Origin of the sequence: Pantoea sp. PNA 14-12 (assembly GCF_004364735.1) — a bacterium.
Taxonomy (GTDB): domain Bacteria; phylum Pseudomonadota; class Gammaproteobacteria; order Enterobacterales; family Enterobacteriaceae; genus Pantoea; species Pantoea stewartii.
In genome coordinates this window covers 330,195-351,966 of the sequence record NZ_SOAJ01000005.1, presented here as the reverse complement: position 1 = coordinate 351,966, position 21,772 = coordinate 330,195, and the positions used below count along the sequence as shown (strand labels likewise).

The window sequence follows — 21,772 nt, the reverse complement described above, 5'->3', positions numbered from 1 at the left end:
GAAAAATGTTATGGCGCTTAATTTCGTCTGAAAATGCTTGTAACATGTCATTATATACTCCTGACGAATTTGAAGGTATTATTCCCTTAATGACCTATCAACAGGTCTGCTTCAATTAAATAATGCGTTACGACTTCATGCTTCTTAATCGATATGAATATGTATCTTTTTGAATATTCTATTTCGTGAGAATGGTTTGGCTTTTTCTTTTTTATTAGGATGAAGGACTAAAAAGACTCTGAAAGTTTATCTTAACTAAGAGGTTGCTGGTTATTTTTCCTAATTTATTCAATCGGTAAGCTATAGGGTCTGGTCTTTCTATAATTTGCGGGCTAAAGGATCGCATTGAATGTCTTGAGCATTTTGAGTAGTAATGGATACCGTTTTTAGGATGGTTTTGGTCAGTCATAGTATTCATAAAAAGGGAATAAATATATGAAAAGCCACGAGCGCGGCGTTGTTATTAATGGCAGTGTTAATATCCTGCATCAGGGGTTATTCAGACTTATCGAAACAGAATGCGTTCAAAAAAACCTGCTTGTTCAATACTCAAAAGAGGTTAGACAATTTCGGCTTAATCACCCCTCCGAAAGATTTCCAGGTTGTTATCAACTTGCCATTTTGTGCCTGGAGTATGGGGATTTTTTTCCACGCTGGCTGAGTAAATTTCTGACGTTCACCTGGCAGGCGGAAGGAAATGTTTTGGTTTTTACTGACAGTCTTGATCTGCTCAATCAGCGCAAGAAAGGGTTGCTGAATCGACTCTGTGAGATTGAAGATGTTATGGATGCTTCCATGCCAGTTGAGTCCATTAAGGTGGTTTTAAAGCATCATCTAAGCAAACAGCATACTCAGCCTGTACGTTGTAAAATTTCAAAGCGCGAACTCTCCGTGATCGATGGCTTCCTCAACGGGATTGATGCAAGAACCCACTCAATGAACCTTGGCATCGAGACGAAAACGCTCTATCAGCATCGAAAAAACTGTGCCAACAAACTCGGCGTCAGAAATCTTAAAGATTTACTCAGGCTTTAGTCATCAGGGGAAGTAAAGTGCCCGTCATAAACATTCATAAAATCGACTGGTTCCGGCTTCTTACAGACATGAGCCGCCACGGTTATTCTTTGCAGGACATCGCGGAAGAACTGGATGTAGTTGCTTCCACGCTTATCGGGTGGAAAAAAGGCGCAAGCCCCCGGCATCATACTGGTGAAGCACTCATCGCGTTGTGGTGTCGGGTGACCGGAAAGAGCAGAAGCCAGTTGCCCAAAGAAAAATATGTGCAGAAATTCATTTTCCATTCGTCAGGACGTAACTGCTGACATTCAGAAAAATGAATGCGAAGCGACTCATAGTGCCGGTGATCCCTTACCGGCACAGAGTCATCCCATGAAACTTGAAAGTGTTGTTAAGTACCACTCCCCGCGCGCTGTTACGCCCTTTGTCACTCAATCTTCCCTCTCACCCAATGCAATCAATGGCAGCGATATTATGGCTGCGCTGGGTATGACGCTAAAACGTGCACCCCTCGGCTATTGCGCTTTTTTCGCCAAGATGAACCTCAGTGGCCACGACAGGCAGCGCGCAATTCGTTTGCTCACGGCCACCGGTCTCAGAGAATCATCCCGCTATCCGTCGCTCGTAAGTCTGAGTGAGAAAGAACGCGAAGTTGTTATTGAGATTATCGCTCATTATGCATTTCTTGATTACGCTCGCGGTCCAGACACTGAGTCCCCGTGTCATGCCTGCAAAAGCACCGGCACCAGGAATGGAAAATCCTGCAGTAAATGCGGTGGAAAGGGGACGGTTCGTGCTGCCTGCAAGGATTGTAAGGGACGGGGGCTTTCGATGAACCGGATGAAAAGTCAGTTGCAGGGTGTGCCGGTTTATCAGCCCTGCAAGCGGTGCTCCGGGCGAGGTTATGAACGCGTGGCGTCTGTTGTTGTTTTCAGAGCAGTATCACAGGTAACGAAGGCTATTTCGCTCGATACCTGGAACAAAAGCGTCAAGCAGTTGCTGGATTTCCTGATTACAGAGTTGCACAGAGAAGAAGCCTGGGCTGAAAAGCAACTTTTGAATATCACTAAGTCGTGAGCGATATAAGCGCTAGCTATGATATAGGCTGCTATTTACTTTTCCATTTTTTGTGTTAAATTACACCCAATGATGGGTTAATGACTCTTCAGAACGCTTCCTGAGCCCTGACATTTTTGTCAGGGCTTTTTCATTTGGTCTGTCGCGCAGAAACTTTGTCCGGACCATCCTTTCGCTCCATTCCTCCTCTCTCTGCGTGGCAAAACCTGATGAGCAAACTGACAACTGGTGTCGCATATAGTGTATCTGTGGGCGAGATTCTGCATGGTGTCCTGACCTATTTCAGCCCGGAGGAGTGGAGTGCGGTGGGCGTTTTAACGGGCATCAGCATTGCCACTGTGACCTGTATCATCAACTGGTATTACAGACGGAAAGCGACGCTCGCTGAAATTCAGGCAATTCGATGCGAATGCCAGGATAAGACCAACTGAAGCATGGCCATTTCTCCGGTCCTGCGCAAAAGGCTTCTGGCCGCAGCCGGAACGGGTGCACTCACTCTGGCACTGACGCTGCTTTGGGGTCAGGATGGTTTGGAAGGGCGGCGTTATGTCCCGTATCGCGACGTCGCAGGTGTACTGACTGTCTGTGACGGTCATACCGGCGCAGATATTGTCAGAAACAAAACCTATACCGACCGGGAGTGTGACAGTCTCCTGTATGCTGACCTGAAGCCAATACAGGCAAAAGTGGATAGCCTGGTGACAATTCCCTTGAGCAGGTACCAGCGGGCCGCACTTTACAGCTTTGCTTACAATGTCGGACCTGAAGCTTTCTCCAAATCTTCTCTCCTGAAAAAACTTAACGCTGGTGAGAAGGCTGATGCATGCAATGAACTGCGCCGCTGGGTTTATTCCGGCGGCAGGGAGTGGAAAGGGCTGATGAAACGCAGAGAAACCGAGCGCGCACTTTGCCTGACAGAGAGCAGCAATGACCTTAAAGGCTAAGTTGCTATTGACGTTGGCTCTGGTGATTATCATCTCTACAGCCACCTCGACAGCATTTGCACTCTACTACCGCGGCAATGCCATTGGCTACAAGGCGCAGCGTGACACCGCGACTAAGAATCTCAGTCTGGCAAAAGACACGATCACCGACTTACAGACACGCCAGCGAGATGTGGCCGCACTTGATGAGAAATACACGAAGGAATTAGCCGATGCTAAAGCGACTATCGACCAACTGCATGATGATGTCGCTACTGGCAGGCGCCGGCTGCAGCTCAACGCCACCTGCACGAAGCAATACGCCACCGGCACCTCCGGCATGGGTGATGCAGCCAGCGCCCGACTTACTGACGCCGCTCAACAGGATTATTTCACCCTCAGACAGCGAATCGAAGTCGCCGGAAAGCAAATAGCGGGCCTGCAGCAGTATATTACTGAGCAGTGTCTAAAGTAGATTTCATAGTGAACTGATGATGGGTATGAAGCTGATAGAAACCTAAGGTTTCCCCAGTGGTGCGTCGTATAAGAGAGGATATCAATATCATTAGTTTGACGCGGTTTGGTGTATCAGCGTCCACTAAACGATATGTAGCTCTTTTGCTGCCATCTTCATTAAAAAACTCAGCGGCTTCCTCTGCTAAAGGGACCTTATCCTCTCCACCAATAGATTTTACATGAGAAGATAAAGATTCAATGACGCTATTTTCTATAAAATCATTTTGGATTTTATGGGCTAGGTTGTTCCTTAAAAGGTTTAACTTATCCAATGCCTTAAATGAAGGCAAGGGGAGGCCAAACTTGGCTGCCAGCTCTAGCTTTTTAAAATAATTTAATTTAAATGCCCTCCCTTCTTCAGGTTCCGTGTCAAATAGGTCCTCTTTACGAATTGCTGAGCAAATAAGTGCTTCAAGAAAGCTTTCTGTGACCAAGTGTAATCTTAGCACTACGCCTATATCGTCTGCACTGTCAGTTGATGCAATAAAGGCGTTTCTGACAGAATCTGTATCAAACAGCTTACGAAATATAAAAAGATTCATAGCGAAATAATCCCAAAGGCTAAATATGGCACTCACCGACAAACAAGAAATGTTCTGTCGCGAGTACCTCATCGATTTGAACGCCACGCAAGCGGCCATTCGGGCGGGGTACAGCGAAAAGACTGCAAACCGTACCGGCTCTGAAAACCTGACGAAACCTGATATTTCACAGCGTATTATTAACCTTAAATCAGCGCGTAACGAAAGGGTAGAGATAAAGGCAGATTATGTGCTGCATCGCTTGGTTGAAATTGACCAGATGGACGTGCTCGACATCATGACAGATGACATGAGCATCAAACCCGTATCGCAATGGCCAGCTTCATGGCGTCGATATCTGAGCGGATTCGATCTGGCTGAGATGTTTGAAGGCCGGGGCGAAGAGCGTGAGATGGTTGGCATCCTGAAAAAGATTAAGTGGCCTGACAAAGTCAGAAATCTCGAACTGCTCGGCAAACACATTTCAGTACAGGCGTTCCGCGAGCAGGCCGCGACATCACTGACAGGCAAAGACGGCGGCCCGGTGGAGGTTGCACTGCTTACTCGCGAGGAATACCGGCAGGCGCGCCGGGAAATGCTGGAGGATGACGACTGCTGAATATAAGAATGCTGCACGCCGTATAGAGTGCGAAGAGGACGGGCTTTATTTTACACGTTACTTCTTTAAGCAGCGCACCGGTAGCAGAATGATTGTCGCGCCCCATCATAAGGTGATTCAACAGACGCTGGACCGGGTGATTGATGGCGATATTCGGCGACTTGTCATCAACGTTCCGCCCGGCTATACCAAGACGGAACTGGCCACCATCAATATGATGGGCCGCGGGCTGGCGTTGAACCGCCGTGCCCGCTTCATGCACCTGTCCTATTCCCACAACCTGGCGTTACTGAACTCATCGACCACGCGCAGCATTGTGAAGTCTGCCGCCTTTCAGGGCATGTGGCCGATGGCGCTGCGCGATGATGCAGATAGTAAAGCCATGTGGTGGACCGAATACGGTGGCGGGGTTTATGCCTCGTCGGCGGCAGGACAGGTTACCGGCTTTCGTGCTGGGCATATGGAACCGGGCTGGCAGGGCTGCTTTCCTGCTGGAACGCTTGTAGAAACAGAACGCGGACCCCGTCGAATCGAGGAACTTGTTGAGTCTCGATCTGATTTCAACGTGTGGTCGTGCAACATTGAAACTGGCAATGTTGAGCTGCAACCAATCGTTGGCTGGTGGGAAAATCCAGCTAACGACATAGTTGAGGTGGGTTTATCCGATGGTACTGTTTTCCAATGCACGCCAGATCATCGCATCTATACAAGCAGGGGTTATGTTCGCGCAGATTTACTTACCAGCAGCGATCTGCTTCCGGCGTGTTCGCCGCATACTTTTCAATTGAACGACAGTCACTCCGAGCAATTTGGCCGTTTCAACCATCGGCAGGGTGTTATCGAAAAGAGCTCCATCAGAAACCGAACCCAACCAAGTTCCTCGACGTTCGTATCTGCCGGGAGTGAGTCCCTCAGTGACAGATGCCCAGGTCTCTCGAAGCTTAATTTGCCTAATTACACCTATCCCAACTCCGTATTGGCGAGCAAGGACAGAGGACGATTCGTTGCTGATAAAGATTGTGCGTACCTGAGCACGTGTAAGCTTGGCTCCCGGACGCCGCTCAAGAACCGGAAAGGTTCCATGAGTCTTTGCATCCGCCATGTTCTCAGCCTTAGTACCCCAGGCAAGATTATTAAGTCTGTTATCGGTCGGGCAGCCATTAAGGTGACGCCCTTCCTCTCCAGGTTTTTTTGGACGTACAAAGGTGTCAAGAACAAGTTGGTGAACGTATTTGCGTTTTATTCTGCTTTGAAGGGAGAAACCCACCCAATAATATCCCCTTCTGTCCAATTGAAGCTTAAGCATAACTCCAGGAAGCATGTACTTCTGCCCGGTGGAGGAAACTATCAGCCTGTCCAAACTGCGGACGCGACCATAAGTGCTGACTTCGTAAATCCTCTCATATCCATTGGCAGGAGCCCATTGTTCGTTCGCAGCGTCGGTCATATCAGTAAAACCTATTGCTTGTCAGTTAGGTCCAATCATAATTTTATTCTTTCGAATGGTAAGGTTCTAGTCCACAACTGTCTGGTTTTGGATGACCCGGTCAAACCTGACGACGCCTTTAGTGAGACGGTACGGAACGGGGTTAATACCCGCTTTAACGAGACCATCCGTTCCCGACTGGCCATCGAGACCACGCCTATCGTGGTCATCATGCAGCGTATCCACTACCAAGACCTGAGCGGTTACCTGTTGCGCGGCGGTAGTGGTGAGCACTGGCATCATCTCAACTTGCCGGTAGTGATTGATAACAGCGAGCCGTATTCATCGCTGTATCCGGAAAACTCGCACGCGATTCCGATCGAACATGGTCTGCCTGACGGCTGGCTGTGGCCTTATAAGCACAACGAATCGCATCGAATCTCTTTGTTTTCGCACCGACGCACTGCTGAAGCGCAGTACATGCAGCGCCCGAGACGGTTTAACGCTGAGGGTGCGCTCTGGACTGAGGCATTGGTGTCCGACGCTCGGACGCTTGAGATTGCACTAGAGCCATCCCGCACGGTTGTCGCCATTGACCCGCAGGCGACTAACAATGAAGACAGTGATGAAACCGGTATTGTTGTCGCAAGCAGTTACGGGCGAGGTAATGACCGGCTTTTTTCTGCTAATGCTGATTACTCCGGCAAGTTCACACCTAATGGCTGGGCTAAACGGGCAATGCGGGCTTACGAAGAACATCGGGCTGAAGCGATTGTGATTGAAACCAACCAGGGCGGAGATATGGCAGAAGACACGCTGCGTAATGCTGGATTTCGCGGGCGCATCATCCGTGTCCATGCCAGTAAGGGCAAGTTTGCCCGTGCAGAGCCGATTTCAGCGCTGTATGAACAGGGGCGGGTGGCGCATCGCGGAAACCTTTACCAGCTCGAGAACCAATTGCTGGAGTATGTGCCCGCAACAGCAAAAAAATCTCCGGACCGCCTGGATGCACTGGTCTGGGCCATCACTGAACTGTTCCAGCCAAAAGGCACGACAGTGCGACCATTCAATGCGTAACTGAAACTCTATGAGCAAAGACGTCCGGAAGCGATCGCCTAAAATTGAGTTGATGGCCGGATGCTGGCCAATGATTACAGCACTGCTGGGCGGTACGTCTTCTATGCGGCAGGCAGGCAAAACATACCTGCCCAAATGGCCAAACGAGGAGGAGGCCTTCTATCAGAACAGACTGTCGGTCGCCACGTTGTTTCCGGCATTTTCCCGTACGGTCGAGGTGTTAAGCGGAAAACCTTTTTCCCGACCAGTGACCTGGAATGAGGAAGTTGTGCCTGCACGCATACGTGAGATGTTCGGGGACGTGGACCTGCAGGGCACCAATCTGCACTCCTTTCTGGCTGACACCTTTGAAGAGGCGATGGCCTATGGCCTCTGCGGCATCCTTGTCGAACATCCACCTGCGGATAAAAAGCTCTCTCTGGCTGAAGAGCGCCAGCGCGGACTACGGCCATATTTCGTCAGGGTGAATGCCACTAGCCTGCTGGACTACGACTCAGAACGGATCAACGGGCAGGAGACCTTTACGCTGCTGCGCTTTGTCGAAACGATCAGTGAGCGTGACCCGCAGAATGAGTTTGTCGTGAAAAACATTGAGCAGGTCAGGGTACTGAATCCCGGCCGCTGGCGGGTTTATCGCGAAAAGCCTGATGCCATAACCGGTGTACTGTCATGGCAGCTGCATGACGAAGGAACCACCAGCCTGAAAAAAATCACTTTTGTCCCGGTCTACGGCGACAAACGCGGCTTTATGAACGGCCGGCCGCCGCTGGCTGAACTGGCCTGGCTCAACGTCGAACACTGGCAGTCCCGCAGTGATCAGCAGACCATCCTGCATGTCGCCCGCGTACCGGTGCTCTTCGGAAAAAAGCTCGGTGATGGTCCTATTTCAGTGGGTGCGGCATCGGCAATTATGTCAGATGAAGACGATGCAGACCTGCGCTATGTCGAACACAGCGGTAAAGCCATCGAAGCCGGGCGCACAGACATCATCGACCTTGAAGAAAAGATGCGTCAGGTGGGGGCCGAGTTGCTGGTGGTTAAGCCCGGACATCGTACCGTGGTGCAGACACTGACAGATAATGAAGCGAGCACCAGTGCTCTTCAGCGTATGGTGTGTGACCTTACCGATGCGGCCCGACTGGCGCTGCAGTATATGGCGGAGTGGATGGGTGAATCTGAAGGTGGTCACGTCACCATCTTCAGTGACTTTGGTGCCACCACCCTGGCTGAAGCATCGGCTGACTTCCTGGTAGACATGTATAAAACGCGTGCGCTGTCTGACGAGACGCTGTTCAACGAAATACAGCGCCGGGGCCTCATCAACAGCGAACTCCGCTGGGCGGAAGAACAGGTTCGTATCCGCGATATGCCGCCTCCTTTGCAAAGCTCATTGGCAAAAACCGTTCCGGTATAACTCTCTCTTCAGGCTCGTGCAGATGCATGGGCCTTTTTTATTGCCGGCCGCTGCAGATGCAGCGCGGCGCCATGGGCCGGATGGCTCTTACCTGGTTGGATGACCTTTATGAAACTGAAACTTGATGAGAATGGACATGTTGTCCTGAACGAAGGCATGCCTGTGTATGTTCGCGATGACGGTAAAGAAGTCGCGTTTGATGCCCCCGGCACGCTGCACACCATCGCACGTCTCAACGGTGAGGCAAAGTCGCATCGCGAGCGTGCGGAGGCGGCAGAGACGCAACTTAAAACGTTTGAAGGTATTACCGACCCGGCCGCAGCCCTTGCTGCACTGGATACGGTAAAGAATCTGGAAGACAAAACACTGGTGGATGCTGGTGAGGTTGAAAAGGTTCGCGCAGAAGCCGTACGTGCACTGGAAGAAAAGTATGCGCCCATCGTCCAGGAACGTGATGACCTTAGCCACAAACTTACTGCTGAGAAAATTGGCGGCAGTTTTGCCCGCTCAAAATTCATTGCTGAAAAACTCAGCATTCCCGCTGACATAGTTGAAGCACGCTTTGGAAATAACTTCAAAATCGAGGGTGACGTTGTCACGGCTTTCGACAGGCAGGGGAATAAAATCTTCAGCGCAATCAAACCCGGCGAAGCTGCCGAATTTGATGAGGCGCTGAGCATTCTCGTTGAACATTACCCCTATAAAGACCAGATCCTCAAAGGCACCGGTGCATCAGGCGGCGGTTCCAGCGGAGGAAATGGAAATATCAACCCTAACACGCTTACCCGTGAACAGTTTGAATCTCTCAGCCCTCATGAGCAGAGTGAAAGAGCGTGCGCGGGTGTACAGATTACCGATTAACAGGATAACCCTGCATGTCTAATACCCTGACTCAACTCATTCCTGACCTGTACCAGTCGCTGGATATCGTATCTCGTGAACTCTGCGGGTTCATTCCCTCTATCACGCTTGACGCCACGGCGGAACGTGCTGCGCTGAACCAGCCTATCCGCATTCCGGTCACGCCGGAATCGGATGCTAAAGACGTCAAGCCCGGGCAGCTTCCGCCGGATGATGGCGACCAGGATATTGGTAACGTGCCCCTGGTCATCACCAAATCCCGCATGGTGCCGTTCCGCTGGGAAGGCGAACAACAGAAGGGCATTAAATCCGGTCCGGGTTATCACGGTATTCGTCGCGACCAGGTGACTCAGGCAATGCGCACGCTGGTCAATGAAATCGAAGAGGATTTGGGCATGCTGTTCCGTCGCGCATCACGCGCAGCGGGAGAGGCGGGTAAAACGCCATTTAAAGACACTCTTTCCGACACGGCGCAGGTGCGTAAAATTCTCACCGACAATGGTGCACCGCTGAGCGATCTGCAGTGCGTCATTGATACCACAGCAGGAGCGGCACTGCGAACCATGGCCCAGTTGACCAAAGCCAATGAGGCAGGTACTACTGCGCTGCGTTCTCAGGGCACACTTCTGGAACTGCATGGCTTTACACTGCGTGAATCTGCGGGGGTTGCGGAAAGCACAGGCCCTAAATCAGAAAAATTGTCTGTTGGAGACGACCTTGAGGCGGGAACGTTTATCATCACTGTTGCAGGAACGGGGGGTGAAGGTAAACCAAAAATTCCGGAATCCATTAAACCGGGAAGCATTGTGCAGTTGGGCAAGTATCAATATGTTGTAGAGAAACTTGGCGACGGAGCCTTTTACATTCAATCGCCCGGCTTGATGGATGATGTTAAGGCAGGAGAAAAATTCGACGTTATGAATGAATTTACCGCCAACTTCGCCTTCAGCCGTTCCGCCATTATCCTGGCCACCCGCGCGCCCGCGCTGCCGGAGGAAGGCGATATGGCTGATGACCGTATCATGATCACCGACCCGCGCACCAATATGTCGTTCGAAGTCTCCATGTACAAACAGTACCGCCGTGTACGCTACGAAATCGCCGCAGCATGGGGCTGTCAGAACATCAAGCCGGAGCACAGCTGTTTGTTGTTAGGATAGATAGCCGGTTGAAAAGGTGATGAATAAAAAATAAGGGCTTCGGCTCTTTTTTATTTTCGGAGACAAAAATGGCAGGACTTACCCGGAAACTGCGCGCTGAGCCTGAAGCGCAGACTCAGGCTGATGATGGCTGCATTCAGTTCTTCAAGATGGTTTGTGATGAAGCCACGCACACGGCAACGCACTCTGCTCAGGTCACTCCTGATGAAGTGTAGAATTACTACTCCGGTGGCTGGGTATTGGGTAAGAGCTAACAGGTGATGAACGATGCTTACTGATCAGCAGTTGGTCGATGCTCGTCGCTATATGGGCTATCCCATGACAGGTGACACATTGCCTGATGATCGCAGTGATGCGGCTTATGCCCAGGTCACGTCAGGCCGGTTTCAGACGCTGGCTCATCGCCTGAATACGTTACGGGATGAAGAGGAAGCGATAGTGTCCAGTTTTCTCATCACGCTTTCAGGCCTTGAAAGCGGCATTGCAAGCGCAGCAGATAACCTCGATACCGATAAAGCAGCCGTCTGGCAGCGCAATCGCTCAGAAGTGTCAGACCGCACGCGCCTCTATAATCAGTGGAGGCGTCAGCTGTGCGGTTTACTCGGTATTGCGCCGGGTCCGTCACTGGGCAATGGCATTGTCCACATATCCAGGAACTGATATGGATGCAATACAACTTGCCTCTAAGGTGAATCAGGGGAATGGTAAAGCAGCAAAACGCCTTGGCAGCAAGACAATTCATTACCGTGCCACAACAGCCTTTAGTCCACTTAAAGCAGAACCTCTCAAGCATCTGCACGCTTCATTCACTAAAGATTACGGTTATATGCGCTCTGCGCGATTTGGGGAGGCGGCGCGAATCGGGATTTTTGATGCAGCCGGTGTTGAAGTAGGTGATGTTCTGGTCTCATCAGAGGGGACGTATTACGTTGCCGCAATGCCATTGCTGCAACCTGTTCTCTGCGTCAAAGCCGAACGCCTGATTAGTCTCAGGCGAACCGGCGATAATGTCCACAGAACGGGTATTCAGGATTACAGCGGTATCACTGCCGCCAATGAAAAACTTATCATGTCGGACTGGCCTGCGAGTATTCTGATGACCCGAATGGGTGCACACTCGCCGCTGAAAATCCCCGGTGAAACCAGCAGCGCGTGGCATACGATTCTGATGCCGGCTTTCAGAGACATTGCCGTACATAGCGGCGATTCTATAACAGATGATACCGGTCAGCGTTACGTCCTTACCGGGACAGAGCTGACTGACAAAGGCTGGCGTCTGACTGCTATGAAGATGACGGTGTAACGTGGCAAGCGTAGGTGATGTCTGCCTCTTTATTGCGAAGCAGGTGGAAGATACGATTTATCCGGGGGGTAATCGCTTGCCCGGCATCATTAATGCAGCAGTAAAAATCTATCCAGGCTGGCCAGTGCCGGGCAGCTTAGAGTCAGACATTGATGCCGGTGGTGTGCACATTTCTGTCTGGCCGTTGCCTGCAGAACGCAAACTCAGCTGCGCACTGGGCAGGCCCTGGCGCATTCTGCCTGAATGCGAACCGTCCTTGCAGATTACAGTGAATGGCAATGTTATAAGCTTTTCAGGTGTCTCATCGGCATTGACAAACGTGGGGTTAAGACTTGACGGGAAAGACTACAGCTTCCAGTTCAGGCCACAAACTACAGCTGAAGAGGCCGTTAAAATCCTCTCGGGAGCTTTTCCTCACATATTCACTGTGGGCAGAAGTCTGTACGTCTTAAACGCTGAAAACATTTCAGTCACGGTCACTACGGCGGGTTTAGCCGTCAGAGAGCTGCACAGGCAAGTTAAAGATTTTCAGGTTACGGTCTGGGCGCCTTCGCCCGTCCTCAGAGAACGAATCGGCAGTGCCATCGATGGTACGCTGTCAGAGCAGTGTCATATCGACCTCAATGATGGGGTGCCCGCTCAATTGCTCTACCTTCGACAGTTTGATTCTGATAAGGCAGAAAGCTGGCATGTTTACCGGCGAGACCTGTTTTTTAGCGTGAATTTTGCCACTACTCAGACCATGACTGCACCCGAGATTATCCACGCTGTTGTCAGCGTTAATGGCCAGCCTGTTAAGCCCTAAAGCACGAACCATCCGAATCACGCAAAACACGGAGTACTTCTTCATGCCGATTTATTCAACCGGCGACCTCAACACATCTGCACTTACCGCACCTGACCTTTATGTTCAGGTGGTTCCGCCTAAAACACGCTTCATTAATGGCATCGCCACCGACGGTCTGGGGTTAGTGGGCGTTGCAAGCTGGGGGCCAGTTAACAGCGTCTTTAAGATAGGATCAGATAATGACATGGCGTTTCTCCTTGGCCCACCTAAAGACCGGCAATATGACCTGGCCACCGCAACTACGATTTCACTTCAACTGGGTGCCTCTAATCTCAACTGTGTGCGTGTGACCAATGGCCAGGATAAATCGGCCAGTGGCAAACTCTCTGATAACACCCTTAAGAAAGCGCTCTTGTTGACGGCTGTTTACAGTGGTACACGCGGAAATAATATCAGCGCTGGAATAAGCCCCGGTACCGCGGTAAACACCAAAAAGCTTACAGTCAGTCTGCCGGGTGTGAGCGCTGAGGTGTTCGATAACCTCAAAGGTGAAGGCGATGGACTCTGGAAGGCTATGGTCGAAGCGGTTAATCAGGGGCAATTAAACATCCGGGGCCCAAGCCAACTGGTGCGCGCAAAAGTAATTGAGTCTGATGCAACTGCTCAGAAACCTGTAACAGAGGTCACGCTCAGCGGCGGCACGGATGGCGCGACCGACATTGCAGATTCCATTTTACTTGGTAATGATGGCACAGATATGCCCCGCAAGGGGATGTATGCCCTGAGAGGCACCAACTCGCAGGTTATTAATCTGGTGGATGTCACTGCAAAAGAATGCTGGCCAGCCATGGCCAAATTTGCTTGTTCAGAAGGGGCGTATGCCGTCGCTCAGGGAGCGGCTTCAACCGACTGCAAGGCCATATCCGATGCACTCAGTAGTTCAGGCGTGGATGACTGGCATTTCAAACTAATGGTAGGTGACTGGCCATTCTGGAAGGACACGGCTAACGGCACTAACCGCATGATCGCACCTGCAACGTTCGAGGCAGCGAATATTGCAGCCCGATCACCTCATATCTCCACCCTTAACAAACGTATACCGGGCATCATTGCGACCGAGCGTCAGCTCGCTGGCCGCCCTTATTCAGTCGCCGAAATTGGCAACATTAACTCAGCACGACTTGATGTCATTACCAATCCCTGTCCGGGCGGAAATTATTTCGGCATGCGATCGGGGCGAAATACATCTTCCTGTCCGACCCAGAACGACGACACCTATACCCGAATGACCAACTTCTTGTCACTCACTATTGCGGCGAGCTTTGGCAGCGTGGTCGGTGACAATCAGACGGCTGATCTGCGCCGCGAAACCAAGAGCACTCTTGAATCATTCCTGTCCAATCTTGAGAACCTGAAGATGATTGGCGACCCAAATGGCGGGCCCGCGTTTGCTGTGCGCCTTGATGCGGCAAATAACCCTGATTCCCGCGTTGACCTGGGCTACATGACCGCCGATGTGCAGGTGAAATACCTGAACGTGGTGCGCTACTTCCTTGTAAATCTGGAAGGCGGTGGCAGCGTATCCATCTCCGTCGCAAACGACCTAACTCACTAACGCATAATACGTCAATCAATCCGGAGATAAATCATGCCAACCCTTGGCTATACAGTAGGTCGCGACATTGCTGTCGACATCAATACGCCGATGGGCAGGCTGCGCATTCCCAAAATCATCAGTTTTGATTCAAAGCCGCAGGTCTCGACGCAGAAGATTACGCCGCTCAACGGCATTACCGACGAACTGCAAATCCCGACTGGCTGGCATGGCACCATCACCGCTGAGCGAATGGATGCCACGCTTGACGACTTCTGGGCAAAGTGGGAAGACAACTATTACAACGGCATCGACCAGCCCCGTGGCACCATCACCGAAACCATTACAGAAGCCAGCGGAACATTGAGTGTGTATCGCTATGAAGGCGTGTCGTTTCACCTCACCGATGCCGGTAACAAGCAGGGTGAGAAAACGGTCAACCAGACGCTGTCATGGACAGCAAGCCGCCGTAAAAAAGTTAACTGAGGAGTGAAATGTGGTTCACGTAAAAGTTCATGAAACACCTCCGGCTCCCATGACTGAGCAAGAGGTCAAACCAAACCAGCTCAAAGATGCCACTGGTCGAATTATCACCTTGCGGGAGTTGGACCCCGTTCAGGAATCCCGTCTTACTGTCGCCGTTGGCCCGGAAATGGCTATCAACGTCATGTACATGAACATGTATGCCTTCCCGGTTGCGGCGGTTGCTGACATTGATGGTGAAGAATACCCAGTCCCGCAAACTCCCAAACAGATTGAGAGCATGTTGGCCATTCTTGGTAAAAGCGGCCTCAAGGCGGTGACTGCCGCGCTGCGCGAAAAGTCGAAAGCTGATGACGAGGCTACGGAAACTGCCGCAAAAAACTAGCGCAGAACCCCGAGTTTATTAACCAGTGCTGGCTGATGAAAGCCGGGGTTCCGTTCAGCGTGATTTTCCCTGCCCTGACAGAGCTGATGCCCCATGAGCGCATTGCCATGGGTGTCGTTATTGGCGAGCTCGATGGCGGTACCTACAACTGGCACACACGCAGGTGGGAGGAGGGTAAGTGATGGACCTTGAACAGTTTGCAATGGAACTGTCGTCTGCATCAGCCAGCATCGCCACCGGGCTCGAAGCCAGTTTCCGCGTCATCGTGAAAGAGATAGAGGAAACTGCGAAGGAAGAAATTGGCGTGTACCAGCCTGCTTACGGGCCCTTTGATGCCTGGGCCCCGCTTGCTGAAGCAACGAAAGCCGATCGCGTTCGCCGGGGATATAGTGAAGACGAACCGCTGCTGCGCTCAGCCCAGTTAAGAGACTCAATCGAGAGTGAAATTGTGGGACTTGCGGCCATCGTCGGCACCAAAAAAGAAATCGGTCTCTGGCAGGAGGTCGGTACAAGTCACATTCCGCCGCGGCCGTTCATGGGACCTGCGTATGTCAGGAAGATTGACCCGCTGATGGGGTCGATTTATGAGGCTTTATCTCGCGGGTTGAAAGCTCATTAAAAAAGACTCGGAATGGCTAAATGAGATGGCATTCTCTTCTAAAGGGAATTTAAAGAAAGGGCTATTAATCAATTAGATGAAAGAAATAATTCGGTAGCATAAGCTATTTAGAGAATTGCATGCGAAGCGGTAACGATGGGTTGAAAATTAGAAAACCCGGCATTCACCGGGTTAGCCTATGAAGCGTTTTTTGCTTAAGGGAGTTGAAAATATCTTATTCAATCTTTCATTAATATCTTCATTGTTAAGCTTTTTAACTTCATTTTTGGTATATGGGGTTGCCAACGCAGCATCCCTTCTACGAGGCAGCAACACCACTCCCTCGTTTTTTTTCATAATTAATTATCCTTAAGGATTCCATAAAGCTTCTGATTACTACAATTGGATGAGCTTAGTTTAGACTCTTTGCGAGAACGGCCGTCATCATACACTCTTTGACCAGTAGCATCTTTAGTATCTGTGTTATAAACCACTTTTAATGTAGCACCGTCAACTTTTTTGTTCCATTCTTTTAAGTTTGGAGTGTCTAATCTATTGATTTCAAACCAATCCAAGGCTCCATCACTTATCTCACTGAGAGCATTTAGGATGTCCTGAACAGACTGATACCTTTCATTAGGATCGATCTTCAAGCAGTTTTTTACGATGTTAGAGAGTTTCTTTGGTATAATAGGAGAATATGTTTTACTAGGAAAATCCCCAGAAATAATATCTTCAGCCAATTGTTTAGCGGTGGTGTATTTGCCTCGTTCCTGCTCAAAGCTTGTATGTCCGACACACATTCTGTGGATTGTCATGCCTGCTTGATAAATATCGAAAGTTAGATTGTAGTTAGCTCCAACAGTATAAAACTCAGGTGGAGAATGAAAGAAATAGCCATTATCCGGCGTTGCCCTTCCGGCTATGTCAAGCAGCTGAGCTAAGCCAAAATCTGAAAGCAACGCCTCATTTCTGTCAGAAATTAGGATGTTATTAGGTTTTATATCGAAATGAACTAGGTTTTTAGAATGAATATGATTCAATGCACTTAAAAAATGTAGCGAATATCTTATTATTTCTCGGGGTGAGAGATTCTTAGTTTTCATTAATCCATTAAGGCTTCCATTTTTATAAAATGGCATTGCTATATAAACATTTTCTTGGCATTGAGCAGCATACTGTATTTGGACGATGTTTGGATGGGCGTTTTTATAAACAGTCCTTGCCTCTCTGAAATATTCATCGGGTTGGCTGGTCGGATCTTTTGGTATTTCTTTAATAATAAGATCATGAGCTAAGTGATTATCATGAGCCAGATAAACTCTTGAAAAACAACCTTGCTCATCTAGATCTTTTAGCCAGTCGAATGATACATCTGCTTTTTTGTAAGGGTTTAGCATAATCTCGCCTCCACAGATAAAGCAGCCAGTACTGCCTCATTTGTCTCTTGAGAGAAAGTTGTGTTGTTTATATTCTCAAAGATTACATGGGAGTTAATGAAGTCCTTGTATTGTTTTTCATTTAATTTTAACGATGCCTTAATGCCTGTCTTTCTGACTACTGAGTAATCTAAGATTTCGCTACTAGAGAAGGCTTCTTGTATCACGGCTTCAATATAAAGCCTATCGATAGATAAATTTTTAGAGTTTGACTCTGCTACTCTTATAGCTGCCAGCTGGACGTCATAAGTCCTCAATATGTCTAAAATGTTATTGCGAACATATTTTAACTTTTCAGGCGTGTCTAATGTTGCTGGAATAACTACAACATCTGCACATTTTAAACATTTTTCAGTAGTGCAATATACTATGAAGGATGCTGCTTTAGGGGCAGCCCTAACTCCAAGGATTCGCATTTCAACTCCTTTTGTTGATGAGACATCTCAAAGCCCTATTTTGAGCTTTAGGTGAAATTAGAGTATTATCAGATTTATCCTACTCCAGATCCTTCGTAGGAGCCATCCTGACAGATGATCAGTGCTTATCGATATGGCACCTTTGGCCACTTTTTATAAGCGAAGACGTAAAGCATAATGAAATGTATGCCCGGGCAGGAGAGCAGTAGGGCCATCTTCCATCCGAAACCAGCTTTCTGAGCCATGCGAAAGCAGGGGATAAACATTAAAAACCAGATAATCAGCGACAGGGCTGCGAAAGGGTTTGGTTGTTCCATTGAGCGTTCTCCATAAAATTCATACCAGTTTATATCGGCAACTGTTGATTATTATTTAGCAATGCTCAACAAGGCTTACGATTTTATCTCTCGAATTTGATAGTATAGAGGTAACTTTTCTAATATCTGAAGCTCATGAGTACCGTAGACTGGATTGTAGCGGCCATCGCCCTAATAGGCGGCACATGTTTTTTCGCAGAAGCATTACTCTTTTATCGCCGAGGAATTTTCACTCGACGATTTAAAGGCACAACACGTCGTGAATATGTTTACCGGAGCGAAAAACCAGATGTATACTGGCTTTATATGTTTGCACACGTGAGTTGCGGAGTTTTAAATATCGTTATTTGTTGCTGGGTTCTGCACCGTAAAAACGCTTTCGATGGCTGCTTTCAAGTGTTTAGTAAGTTTTTCTAATTCTGACTGAGCTAGTGTTTTTTCATCTTTTTGCTTCAGTATTACTGTTCAAAACAACAGTTAAAAATCTTAGCGTTCCGCGTTAACATTTCAGTATCTTAACGAACGGATTTCGCCTTATGCTCAAGATGCGAATGGTTTACGACGATGAGTCTCGTAAGAGCGGGAAAGGGGAGTTGATTGTCTATGGAATCGGAAGGTTCCCTGTGCTCAGCGGCCGCAAACAGCACATTAACGATCCTAACTGTGAATATCTTGCCGACGAGGGTTCAATTCCCGTAGGCCGCTACTGGATTGTTGATGCACCGCAGGGTGGCGTTTACACCCAAGCCAGGCGGGCTTTCCTCGATTTTCTGCATAACACTAATCACTCAGAGTGGTTCGGTCTCTATAACACCCAAACTATGAATGATTACACCTATGTCAATGGTGTAAAACGTACTGGTTTTCGGCTGCACCCTTTGCGCCCGGACGGTACAGGTGAATCATGGGGCTGCATAACGCTGTTCAGGGTGAGTGATTTTGAGCAGATAAGACAAGCCCTGTTGCGAACAAGTAAAATGACAGTGCCTGGCTCACGTAGTGGGTTAATGGCTTATGGCTACGTAGATGTGATGGGCAAAGCTGATTATGCAAAATGCGTTGATTAAAAAGATCGCCGTAAGTGTTGTTTCGCTGGTTTCAGCTGTGCTTCTCATAAAGTACATCACACCACTCAACAATCTTATTTTCACCTTTGGTTCATGGCTTTTCTTCAAGCTCGGCCCGGGAGGACTGGGCTGGGTTGGAAGTGATTACCAGTGGGGAGAAGATCCCGTTACTTTTTTCGTGGCTCTGTTAGCGGTGTTGTTTCTAGGATGGTTGATATCGAGAATTATAAGACGCATTTTTTCGGTCACTAAAAAATTCTCTTAAGCTAAATTTCACAACCCCTTGATTTACAAACTTGGCTCAGGTGAGTTCTGGTATGGGTTTACTGGTTAAATGAAATCCAATAAACAGGTCAATTTGATAAGACCCAGCTGACGCTGGGTTTTTTTATGCTTATAAAACGAGGTCCTCATGGATGTTCAGGCTTACCGTGTAGTAGTGCGTCTGGCGCTGGATGACCAGATTACGCGCCAAATGCTGAAGGTCAGCCGTGATACAATCGAGCTCAACAAGAAGTTCGTAACTATCACTAAAAACATCAAAGCGCTGAGCAGCGCAGCCCGAGAGGCGTCGTCAGCGCTGCGGGGACTCAACCGCTCTCTGAATAATCAATTCTGTGCTGCCGCCCGAGGTGCAAGAGAATATGCCGGTGCTATCCGTTCAGTGACCGAACAGGCACAGCGCATGAACCACGTTACAAGTAATCTGCCTTTGGTTGCTGGAAGCTACAGTGCAGCGATGACGCTACCGCTTCTGGCCGCTGGCGCAGCAACTGCAGGAGCAGGTGGGCGCGGTGGTGGATACGGCAATAATGGTGGCGCACTTGGTCTTCCTCCCCCTCCGGGTTCGGGCGCGGGATGGCATGGCTGGAAAAATGGTGTACCACCTGGGGGCTGGGGCGGCGGGAGTGGCGGTGGCAATGGACGTGTGGCTGGCGGGAGCTCCTTTTCAGACGGCATGACTAATCTGGCTACCGGATATCTGAGTCTGAAACTGCTAAAAGGCTTTGTGGATGAAGCTGCCCGGTACCAGACTATGAATGAAAAGTTCAGGCAGTTCGGTATGGGTCCGGCTGCTACGCGTGAAGCTCAGCATTTCGCGGAAACATCGCGAATCCGAGGAGCATCAACAACCGACATGCTGAAATATCTCATGGAGGCTCAGGGGGTATTCAGCGAGTCCGGTGCTAAAACGCTCGATGAGCAGCTGCGCGCCGCAAAAATAGCGGCACCGGTGTTAGCGCGTATCAATTTCGCGTCCAGAGGGCTGGATGAACATCAGCGCGAAGCCACGACCGCTAAGCAAATGGACATGTTACGCTTCACGGAAACCGCTGGCGGACTTAAAAGTCCAGAGCGTTTTAATGAGCTAATGGATTCGGCTTTCCGTGCCATTCAGTCTTCTGGTGGAAATGTTGACTTCACCCAGTACCGTCAATTCATGGCAAAAGCGGGCACCTCAGCGTTTAACCTCACCAACAAAGCCTTGTTTGCTGAGCTTGAGCCGATTATCGGCGAGCTTAAGGGCAGTTCAGCGGGTGATGCGCTGATGACGGCTTATAACCGGTTAAACGGTATTGTGAAGCTACCTAATCAGGTCACGCACGACATGATTACTCTGGGCATATGGGATGCCAGCAAAATTGAACTCAACAGCCTGGGCGGAGTGAAGCGCTTTCGCGGCAATCCGCTTATCAACCCAAAGCTATTCAGCCAGTCACCGGTTGAATACTATGAAAACGTCATCCTGCCCATTTACCGCAATCATCAGTTCACGCAAGAACAGACGCAACGCATGAATGCCATGATATTCGGGCGGACTGGCGGCAAGATGTTCAGCCTCATCGATAAACAGCTTGAGACCATTCATCACCGTGTTGATGCGTACGCAATGGCGCGCGGACTTAACGAGGCCTATGACGCGGTCAGCGGGACCTACAACGGTAAGCTCATCGACTTTCATAAAAAATGGCAAAATCTGCAACTGGTCATGGGTAAAGACGGGGGGCTGCTGGACACGTTCACGCACTGGCTTGAAAGCCTTACCCATTCTGTTCAAATGATGACGGCAATTGCGCGCCACCATCCAGACATGGCCAAGTTTGCCGGGCATGCTGCACTGGCCATTGCGGGTCTGGCGACCCTCAGCGGTGGGTTCTGGGCACTTAAACATGCGGCAGGGGCGTTAATCACACCCTTTAAGCTTGTGAATACCGGCATTGACCTGTTAATTGGCCGGAGTGCCACAACGGGCCTGACTGGCCTTGCGGCTGCTCTCTCAGGCCTTCCGGGCATCCTATCAGCCGTCACGCTCGCAGCGCTGTATCCAGCAAGAACGGTGACTCAGAGCCGGGAAATGGCCGAACGTGAAAGACTTGCCAGGCAGAATGCGAGAGAGCATGGTGTCACATACAGACCATGGATACCAACGCAGGCTGATTTCGATAATCAAAGATTGCGCGCGCAGACTTATCGTAAAACCGGTATCTATCCCAACATACCGCCTGTGGAAGTTCCGAGAACATCGCAGCCAGTCAACCTCCTTATGACACATGAAGGCCGGCAGATACTGGTCGCGACGGTCATCAATGGATTAAGTCAGCAGGCATCCAGAGCGCCTTCATCCACCAGCACCTTCGACCCATCAATGCTGATGGTCTATCCCGGGCAGCCAGGTGAACTCTCAATACCGTAACGTCATACGGCGCGACCAAAACTGAGGGTGCTCACAACCTGTTCCCGCTTTCTTAGGATTCTGAATCTTGATATCGC

Annotated in this window: 26 protein-coding genes and 3 pseudogenes; 24 read left to right on the top strand and 5 right to left on the bottom strand. The window is 49.6% G+C overall.

The window, feature by feature from the left end:
* Positions 1-435: 435 nt before the first annotated feature.
* Positions 436-1,035, top strand: a complete 600-nt coding sequence (locus C7434_RS18365; protein ID WP_133745774.1) for a LuxR C-terminal-related transcriptional regulator — start codon at positions 436-438, stop codon at positions 1,033-1,035.
* Here the strand turns inward: C7434_RS18365 and C7434_RS22020 are convergent.
* Positions 1,032-1,301, bottom strand: a complete 270-nt coding sequence (locus C7434_RS22020) for a hypothetical protein (RefSeq protein WP_166649067.1) — start codon at positions 1,299-1,301, stop codon at positions 1,032-1,034. The two genes, C7434_RS18365 and C7434_RS22020, sit on opposite strands and share 4 nt — an antisense overlap.
* Before the next feature lie 88 nt (positions 1,302-1,389).
* On the opposite strand from C7434_RS22020, the gene C7434_RS18355 reads away from it, so the two are divergent.
* The 4 genes from C7434_RS18355 to C7434_RS18340 all read left to right on the top strand — a co-directional run bounded on the left by C7434_RS18355 (position 1,390) and on the right by C7434_RS18340 (position 3,492).
* Positions 1,390-2,094, top strand: a complete 705-nt coding sequence (locus C7434_RS18355; RefSeq protein WP_166649066.1) for an antitermination protein — start codon at positions 1,390-1,392, stop codon at positions 2,092-2,094.
* A 209-nt stretch (positions 2,095-2,303) separates the two neighbouring features.
* Positions 2,304-2,525 carry a phage holin gene (locus C7434_RS18350; RefSeq protein WP_029569588.1) on the top strand — a complete coding sequence of 74 codons (222 nt, stop codon included), beginning with the start codon at positions 2,304-2,306 and terminating at the stop codon, positions 2,523-2,525.
* Positions 2,526-2,528: 3 nt separating this feature from the next.
* The gene (locus C7434_RS18345) at positions 2,529-3,038 is read left to right on the top strand and encodes a lysozyme (protein ID WP_133745771.1); all 510 of its coding nucleotides are present in this window, start codon (positions 2,529-2,531) and stop codon (positions 3,036-3,038) included.
* On the top strand, positions 3,022-3,492 hold the full coding sequence (locus C7434_RS18340) for a lysis protein (protein ID WP_029569586.1): 471 nt from the start codon (positions 3,022-3,024) through the stop codon (positions 3,490-3,492). Before C7434_RS18345 ends, C7434_RS18340 begins: the two co-directional genes overlap by 17 nt.
* Here the strand turns inward: C7434_RS18340 and C7434_RS18335 are convergent.
* A complete protein-coding gene (locus C7434_RS18335) occupies positions 3,470-4,075 on the bottom strand; it encodes a hypothetical protein (protein WP_133745770.1) in 606 nt (201 codons plus the stop codon). The genes C7434_RS18340 and C7434_RS18335 overlap by 23 nt on opposite strands.
* Positions 4,076-4,100: 25 nt before the next feature.
* Here C7434_RS18335 and C7434_RS18330 point away from each other — a divergent pair, with 25 nt between their 5' ends.
* The 16 genes and pseudogenes from C7434_RS18330 (at position 4,101) to C7434_RS18275 (ending at position 15,782) form a co-directional block, all read left to right on the top strand.
* A complete protein-coding gene (locus C7434_RS18330) occupies positions 4,101-4,673 on the top strand; it encodes a terminase small subunit (protein WP_133745769.1) in 573 nt (190 codons plus the stop codon).
* Positions 4,660-5,154: pseudogene (locus C7434_RS22260) on the top strand (DNA-packaging protein); the annotation flags it as partial. The gene C7434_RS18330 and the pseudogene C7434_RS22260, both read left to right, overlap by 14 nt.
* Positions 5,134-6,186 (top strand): annotated as a pseudogene (locus C7434_RS22255) (Hint domain-containing protein); the annotation flags it as partial. The pseudogenes C7434_RS22260 and C7434_RS22255, both read left to right, overlap by 21 nt.
* A 15-nt stretch (positions 6,187-6,201) precedes the next feature.
* A pseudogene (locus C7434_RS22250) lies at positions 6,202-7,176 on the top strand (DNA-packaging protein); the annotation flags it as partial.
* A 70-nt stretch (positions 7,177-7,246) separates the two neighbouring features.
* Positions 7,247-8,590 carry a DUF4055 domain-containing protein gene (locus C7434_RS18320; RefSeq protein WP_133745768.1) on the top strand — a complete coding sequence of 448 codons (1,344 nt, stop codon included), beginning with the start codon at positions 7,247-7,249 and terminating at the stop codon, positions 8,588-8,590.
* A 108-nt stretch (positions 8,591-8,698) separates the two neighbouring features.
* A complete protein-coding gene (locus C7434_RS18315; RefSeq protein ID WP_029569580.1) occupies positions 8,699-9,451 on the top strand; it encodes a DUF6651 domain-containing protein in 753 nt (250 codons plus the stop codon).
* 14 nt (positions 9,452-9,465) lie between these two features.
* Complete coding sequence (locus C7434_RS18310) at positions 9,466-10,611, top strand: P22 phage major capsid protein family protein (RefSeq protein ID WP_133745767.1); 1,146 nt, start codon at positions 9,466-9,468, stop codon at positions 10,609-10,611.
* A 68-nt stretch (positions 10,612-10,679) separates the two neighbouring features.
* Entirely contained in the window at positions 10,680-10,826 is a 147-nt protein-coding gene (locus C7434_RS22015) for a hypothetical protein (protein ID WP_166649065.1), read from the top strand.
* Positions 10,827-10,878: 52 nt separating this feature from the next.
* Positions 10,879-11,271 (top strand): hypothetical protein, encoded by a 393-nt coding sequence (locus tag C7434_RS18305; protein ID WP_133745766.1) that lies wholly within the window; start codon positions 10,879-10,881, stop codon positions 11,269-11,271.
* A gap of 1 nt (position 11,272) precedes the next feature.
* The gene (locus C7434_RS18300; protein WP_029569577.1) at positions 11,273-11,914 is read left to right on the top strand and encodes a hypothetical protein; all 642 of its coding nucleotides are present in this window, start codon (positions 11,273-11,275) and stop codon (positions 11,912-11,914) included.
* Position 11,915: 1 nt separating this feature from the next.
* Positions 11,916-12,719: a hypothetical protein gene (locus C7434_RS18295; RefSeq protein WP_133745765.1), complete on the top strand. Its 804-nt coding sequence runs from the start codon at positions 11,916-11,918 to the stop codon at positions 12,717-12,719.
* Positions 12,720-12,762: 43 nt separating this feature from the next.
* Positions 12,763-14,316: a phage tail protein gene (locus C7434_RS18290; protein WP_133745764.1), complete on the top strand. Its 1,554-nt coding sequence runs from the start codon at positions 12,763-12,765 to the stop codon at positions 14,314-14,316.
* A gap of 33 nt (positions 14,317-14,349) precedes the next feature.
* Entirely contained in the window at positions 14,350-14,781 is a 432-nt protein-coding gene (locus C7434_RS18285; RefSeq protein ID WP_133745763.1) for a hypothetical protein, read from the top strand.
* Positions 14,782-14,791: 10 nt separating this feature from the next.
* On the top strand, positions 14,792-15,163 hold the full coding sequence (locus C7434_RS18280; RefSeq protein ID WP_133745762.1) for a hypothetical protein: 372 nt from the start codon (positions 14,792-14,794) through the stop codon (positions 15,161-15,163).
* Between the two features lie 35 nt (positions 15,164-15,198).
* Positions 15,199-15,345, top strand: a complete 147-nt coding sequence (locus tag C7434_RS22010; RefSeq protein ID WP_165836204.1) for a hypothetical protein — start codon at positions 15,199-15,201, stop codon at positions 15,343-15,345.
* Entirely contained in the window at positions 15,345-15,782 is a 438-nt protein-coding gene (locus C7434_RS18275) for a hypothetical protein (protein WP_116584905.1), read from the top strand. The genes C7434_RS22010 and C7434_RS18275 overlap by 1 nt, the downstream gene beginning before the upstream one ends.
* Positions 15,783-15,953: 171 nt before the next feature.
* Here the strand turns inward: C7434_RS18275 and C7434_RS22005 are convergent, their stop codons facing one another.
* Genes C7434_RS22005 through C7434_RS18265 form a run of 3 tightly spaced genes read right to left on the bottom strand, consistent with a single transcriptional unit; the run spans position 15,954 to position 17,616 of the window.
* Positions 15,954-16,118, bottom strand: coding sequence for a hypothetical protein (locus tag C7434_RS22005; protein ID WP_165836205.1), 165 nt, complete (start codon positions 16,116-16,118; stop codon positions 15,954-15,956).
* A gap of 2 nt (positions 16,119-16,120) precedes the next feature.
* Complete coding sequence (locus C7434_RS18270; protein ID WP_133745761.1) at positions 16,121-17,161, bottom strand: serine/threonine-protein kinase; 1,041 nt, start codon at positions 17,159-17,161, stop codon at positions 16,121-16,123.
* Positions 17,155-17,616: a hypothetical protein gene (locus C7434_RS18265; RefSeq protein WP_116584907.1), complete on the bottom strand. Its 462-nt coding sequence runs from the start codon at positions 17,614-17,616 to the stop codon at positions 17,155-17,157. Before C7434_RS18265 ends, C7434_RS18270 begins: the two co-directional genes overlap by 7 nt.
* Before the next feature lie 853 nt (positions 17,617-18,469).
* Between C7434_RS18265 and C7434_RS18250 the strand changes: the two genes are divergently transcribed.
* The 3 genes from C7434_RS18250 (at position 18,470) to C7434_RS18240 (ending at position 21,695) form a co-directional block, all read left to right on the top strand.
* On the top strand, positions 18,470-19,000 hold the full coding sequence (locus C7434_RS18250) for a DUF2778 domain-containing protein (protein ID WP_029569566.1): 531 nt from the start codon (positions 18,470-18,472) through the stop codon (positions 18,998-19,000).
* A complete protein-coding gene (locus tag C7434_RS18245; RefSeq protein WP_029569565.1) occupies positions 18,981-19,265 on the top strand; it encodes a hypothetical protein in 285 nt (94 codons plus the stop codon). Before C7434_RS18250 ends, C7434_RS18245 begins: the two co-directional genes overlap by 20 nt.
* Before the next feature lie 147 nt (positions 19,266-19,412).
* Positions 19,413-21,695, top strand: a complete 2,283-nt coding sequence (locus C7434_RS18240) for a hypothetical protein (protein WP_133745760.1) — start codon at positions 19,413-19,415, stop codon at positions 21,693-21,695.
* Positions 21,696-21,772: the final 77 nt, after the last annotated feature.

Coding starts and splice junctions, on each gene's coding strand:
- C7434_RS18265 (WP_116584907.1), bottom strand. CDS start 17,616: ATGCGAATCCTTGGAGTTAGGGCTGCCCCTAAAGCAGCATCCTTCATA.
- C7434_RS18335 (WP_133745770.1), bottom strand. CDS start 4,075: ATGAATCTTTTTATATTTCGTAAGCTGTTTGATACAGATTCTGTCAGA.
- C7434_RS18305 (WP_133745766.1), top strand. CDS start 10,879: ATGCTTACTGATCAGCAGTTGGTCGATGCTCGTCGCTATATGGGCTAT.
- C7434_RS18290 (WP_133745764.1), top strand. CDS start 12,763: ATGCCGATTTATTCAACCGGCGACCTCAACACATCTGCACTTACCGCA.
- C7434_RS18310 (WP_133745767.1), top strand. CDS start 9,466: ATGTCTAATACCCTGACTCAACTCATTCCTGACCTGTACCAGTCGCTG.
- C7434_RS18350 (WP_029569588.1), top strand. CDS start 2,304: ATGAGCAAACTGACAACTGGTGTCGCATATAGTGTATCTGTGGGCGAG.
- C7434_RS18345 (WP_133745771.1), top strand. CDS start 2,529: ATGGCCATTTCTCCGGTCCTGCGCAAAAGGCTTCTGGCCGCAGCCGGA.
- C7434_RS18270 (WP_133745761.1), bottom strand. CDS start 17,161: ATGCTAAACCCTTACAAAAAAGCAGATGTATCATTCGACTGGCTAAAA.
- C7434_RS18355 (WP_166649066.1), top strand. CDS start 1,390: ATGAAACTTGAAAGTGTTGTTAAGTACCACTCCCCGCGCGCTGTTACG.
- C7434_RS18330 (WP_133745769.1), top strand. CDS start 4,101: ATGGCACTCACCGACAAACAAGAAATGTTCTGTCGCGAGTACCTCATC.
- C7434_RS22010 (WP_165836204.1), top strand. CDS start 15,199: ATGAAAGCCGGGGTTCCGTTCAGCGTGATTTTCCCTGCCCTGACAGAG.
- C7434_RS18275 (WP_116584905.1), top strand. CDS start 15,345: ATGGACCTTGAACAGTTTGCAATGGAACTGTCGTCTGCATCAGCCAGC.
- C7434_RS18240 (WP_133745760.1), top strand. CDS start 19,413: ATGGATGTTCAGGCTTACCGTGTAGTAGTGCGTCTGGCGCTGGATGAC.
- C7434_RS22005 (WP_165836205.1), bottom strand. CDS start 16,118: ATGAAAAAAAACGAGGGAGTGGTGTTGCTGCCTCGTAGAAGGGATGCT.
- C7434_RS18315 (WP_029569580.1), top strand. CDS start 8,699: ATGAAACTGAAACTTGATGAGAATGGACATGTTGTCCTGAACGAAGGC.
- C7434_RS22020 (WP_166649067.1), bottom strand. CDS start 1,301: ATGGAAAATGAATTTCTGCACATATTTTTCTTTGGGCAACTGGCTTCT.
- C7434_RS22015 (WP_166649065.1), top strand. CDS start 10,680: ATGGCAGGACTTACCCGGAAACTGCGCGCTGAGCCTGAAGCGCAGACT.
- C7434_RS18300 (WP_029569577.1), top strand. CDS start 11,273: ATGGATGCAATACAACTTGCCTCTAAGGTGAATCAGGGGAATGGTAAA.
- C7434_RS18245 (WP_029569565.1), top strand. CDS start 18,981: ATGCAAAATGCGTTGATTAAAAAGATCGCCGTAAGTGTTGTTTCGCTG.
- C7434_RS18320 (WP_133745768.1), top strand. CDS start 7,247: ATGATTACAGCACTGCTGGGCGGTACGTCTTCTATGCGGCAGGCAGGC.
- C7434_RS18285 (WP_133745763.1), top strand. CDS start 14,350: ATGCCAACCCTTGGCTATACAGTAGGTCGCGACATTGCTGTCGACATC.
- C7434_RS18340 (WP_029569586.1), top strand. CDS start 3,022: ATGACCTTAAAGGCTAAGTTGCTATTGACGTTGGCTCTGGTGATTATC.
- C7434_RS18365 (WP_133745774.1), top strand. CDS start 436: ATGAAAAGCCACGAGCGCGGCGTTGTTATTAATGGCAGTGTTAATATC.
- C7434_RS18250 (WP_029569566.1), top strand. CDS start 18,470: ATGCTCAAGATGCGAATGGTTTACGACGATGAGTCTCGTAAGAGCGGG.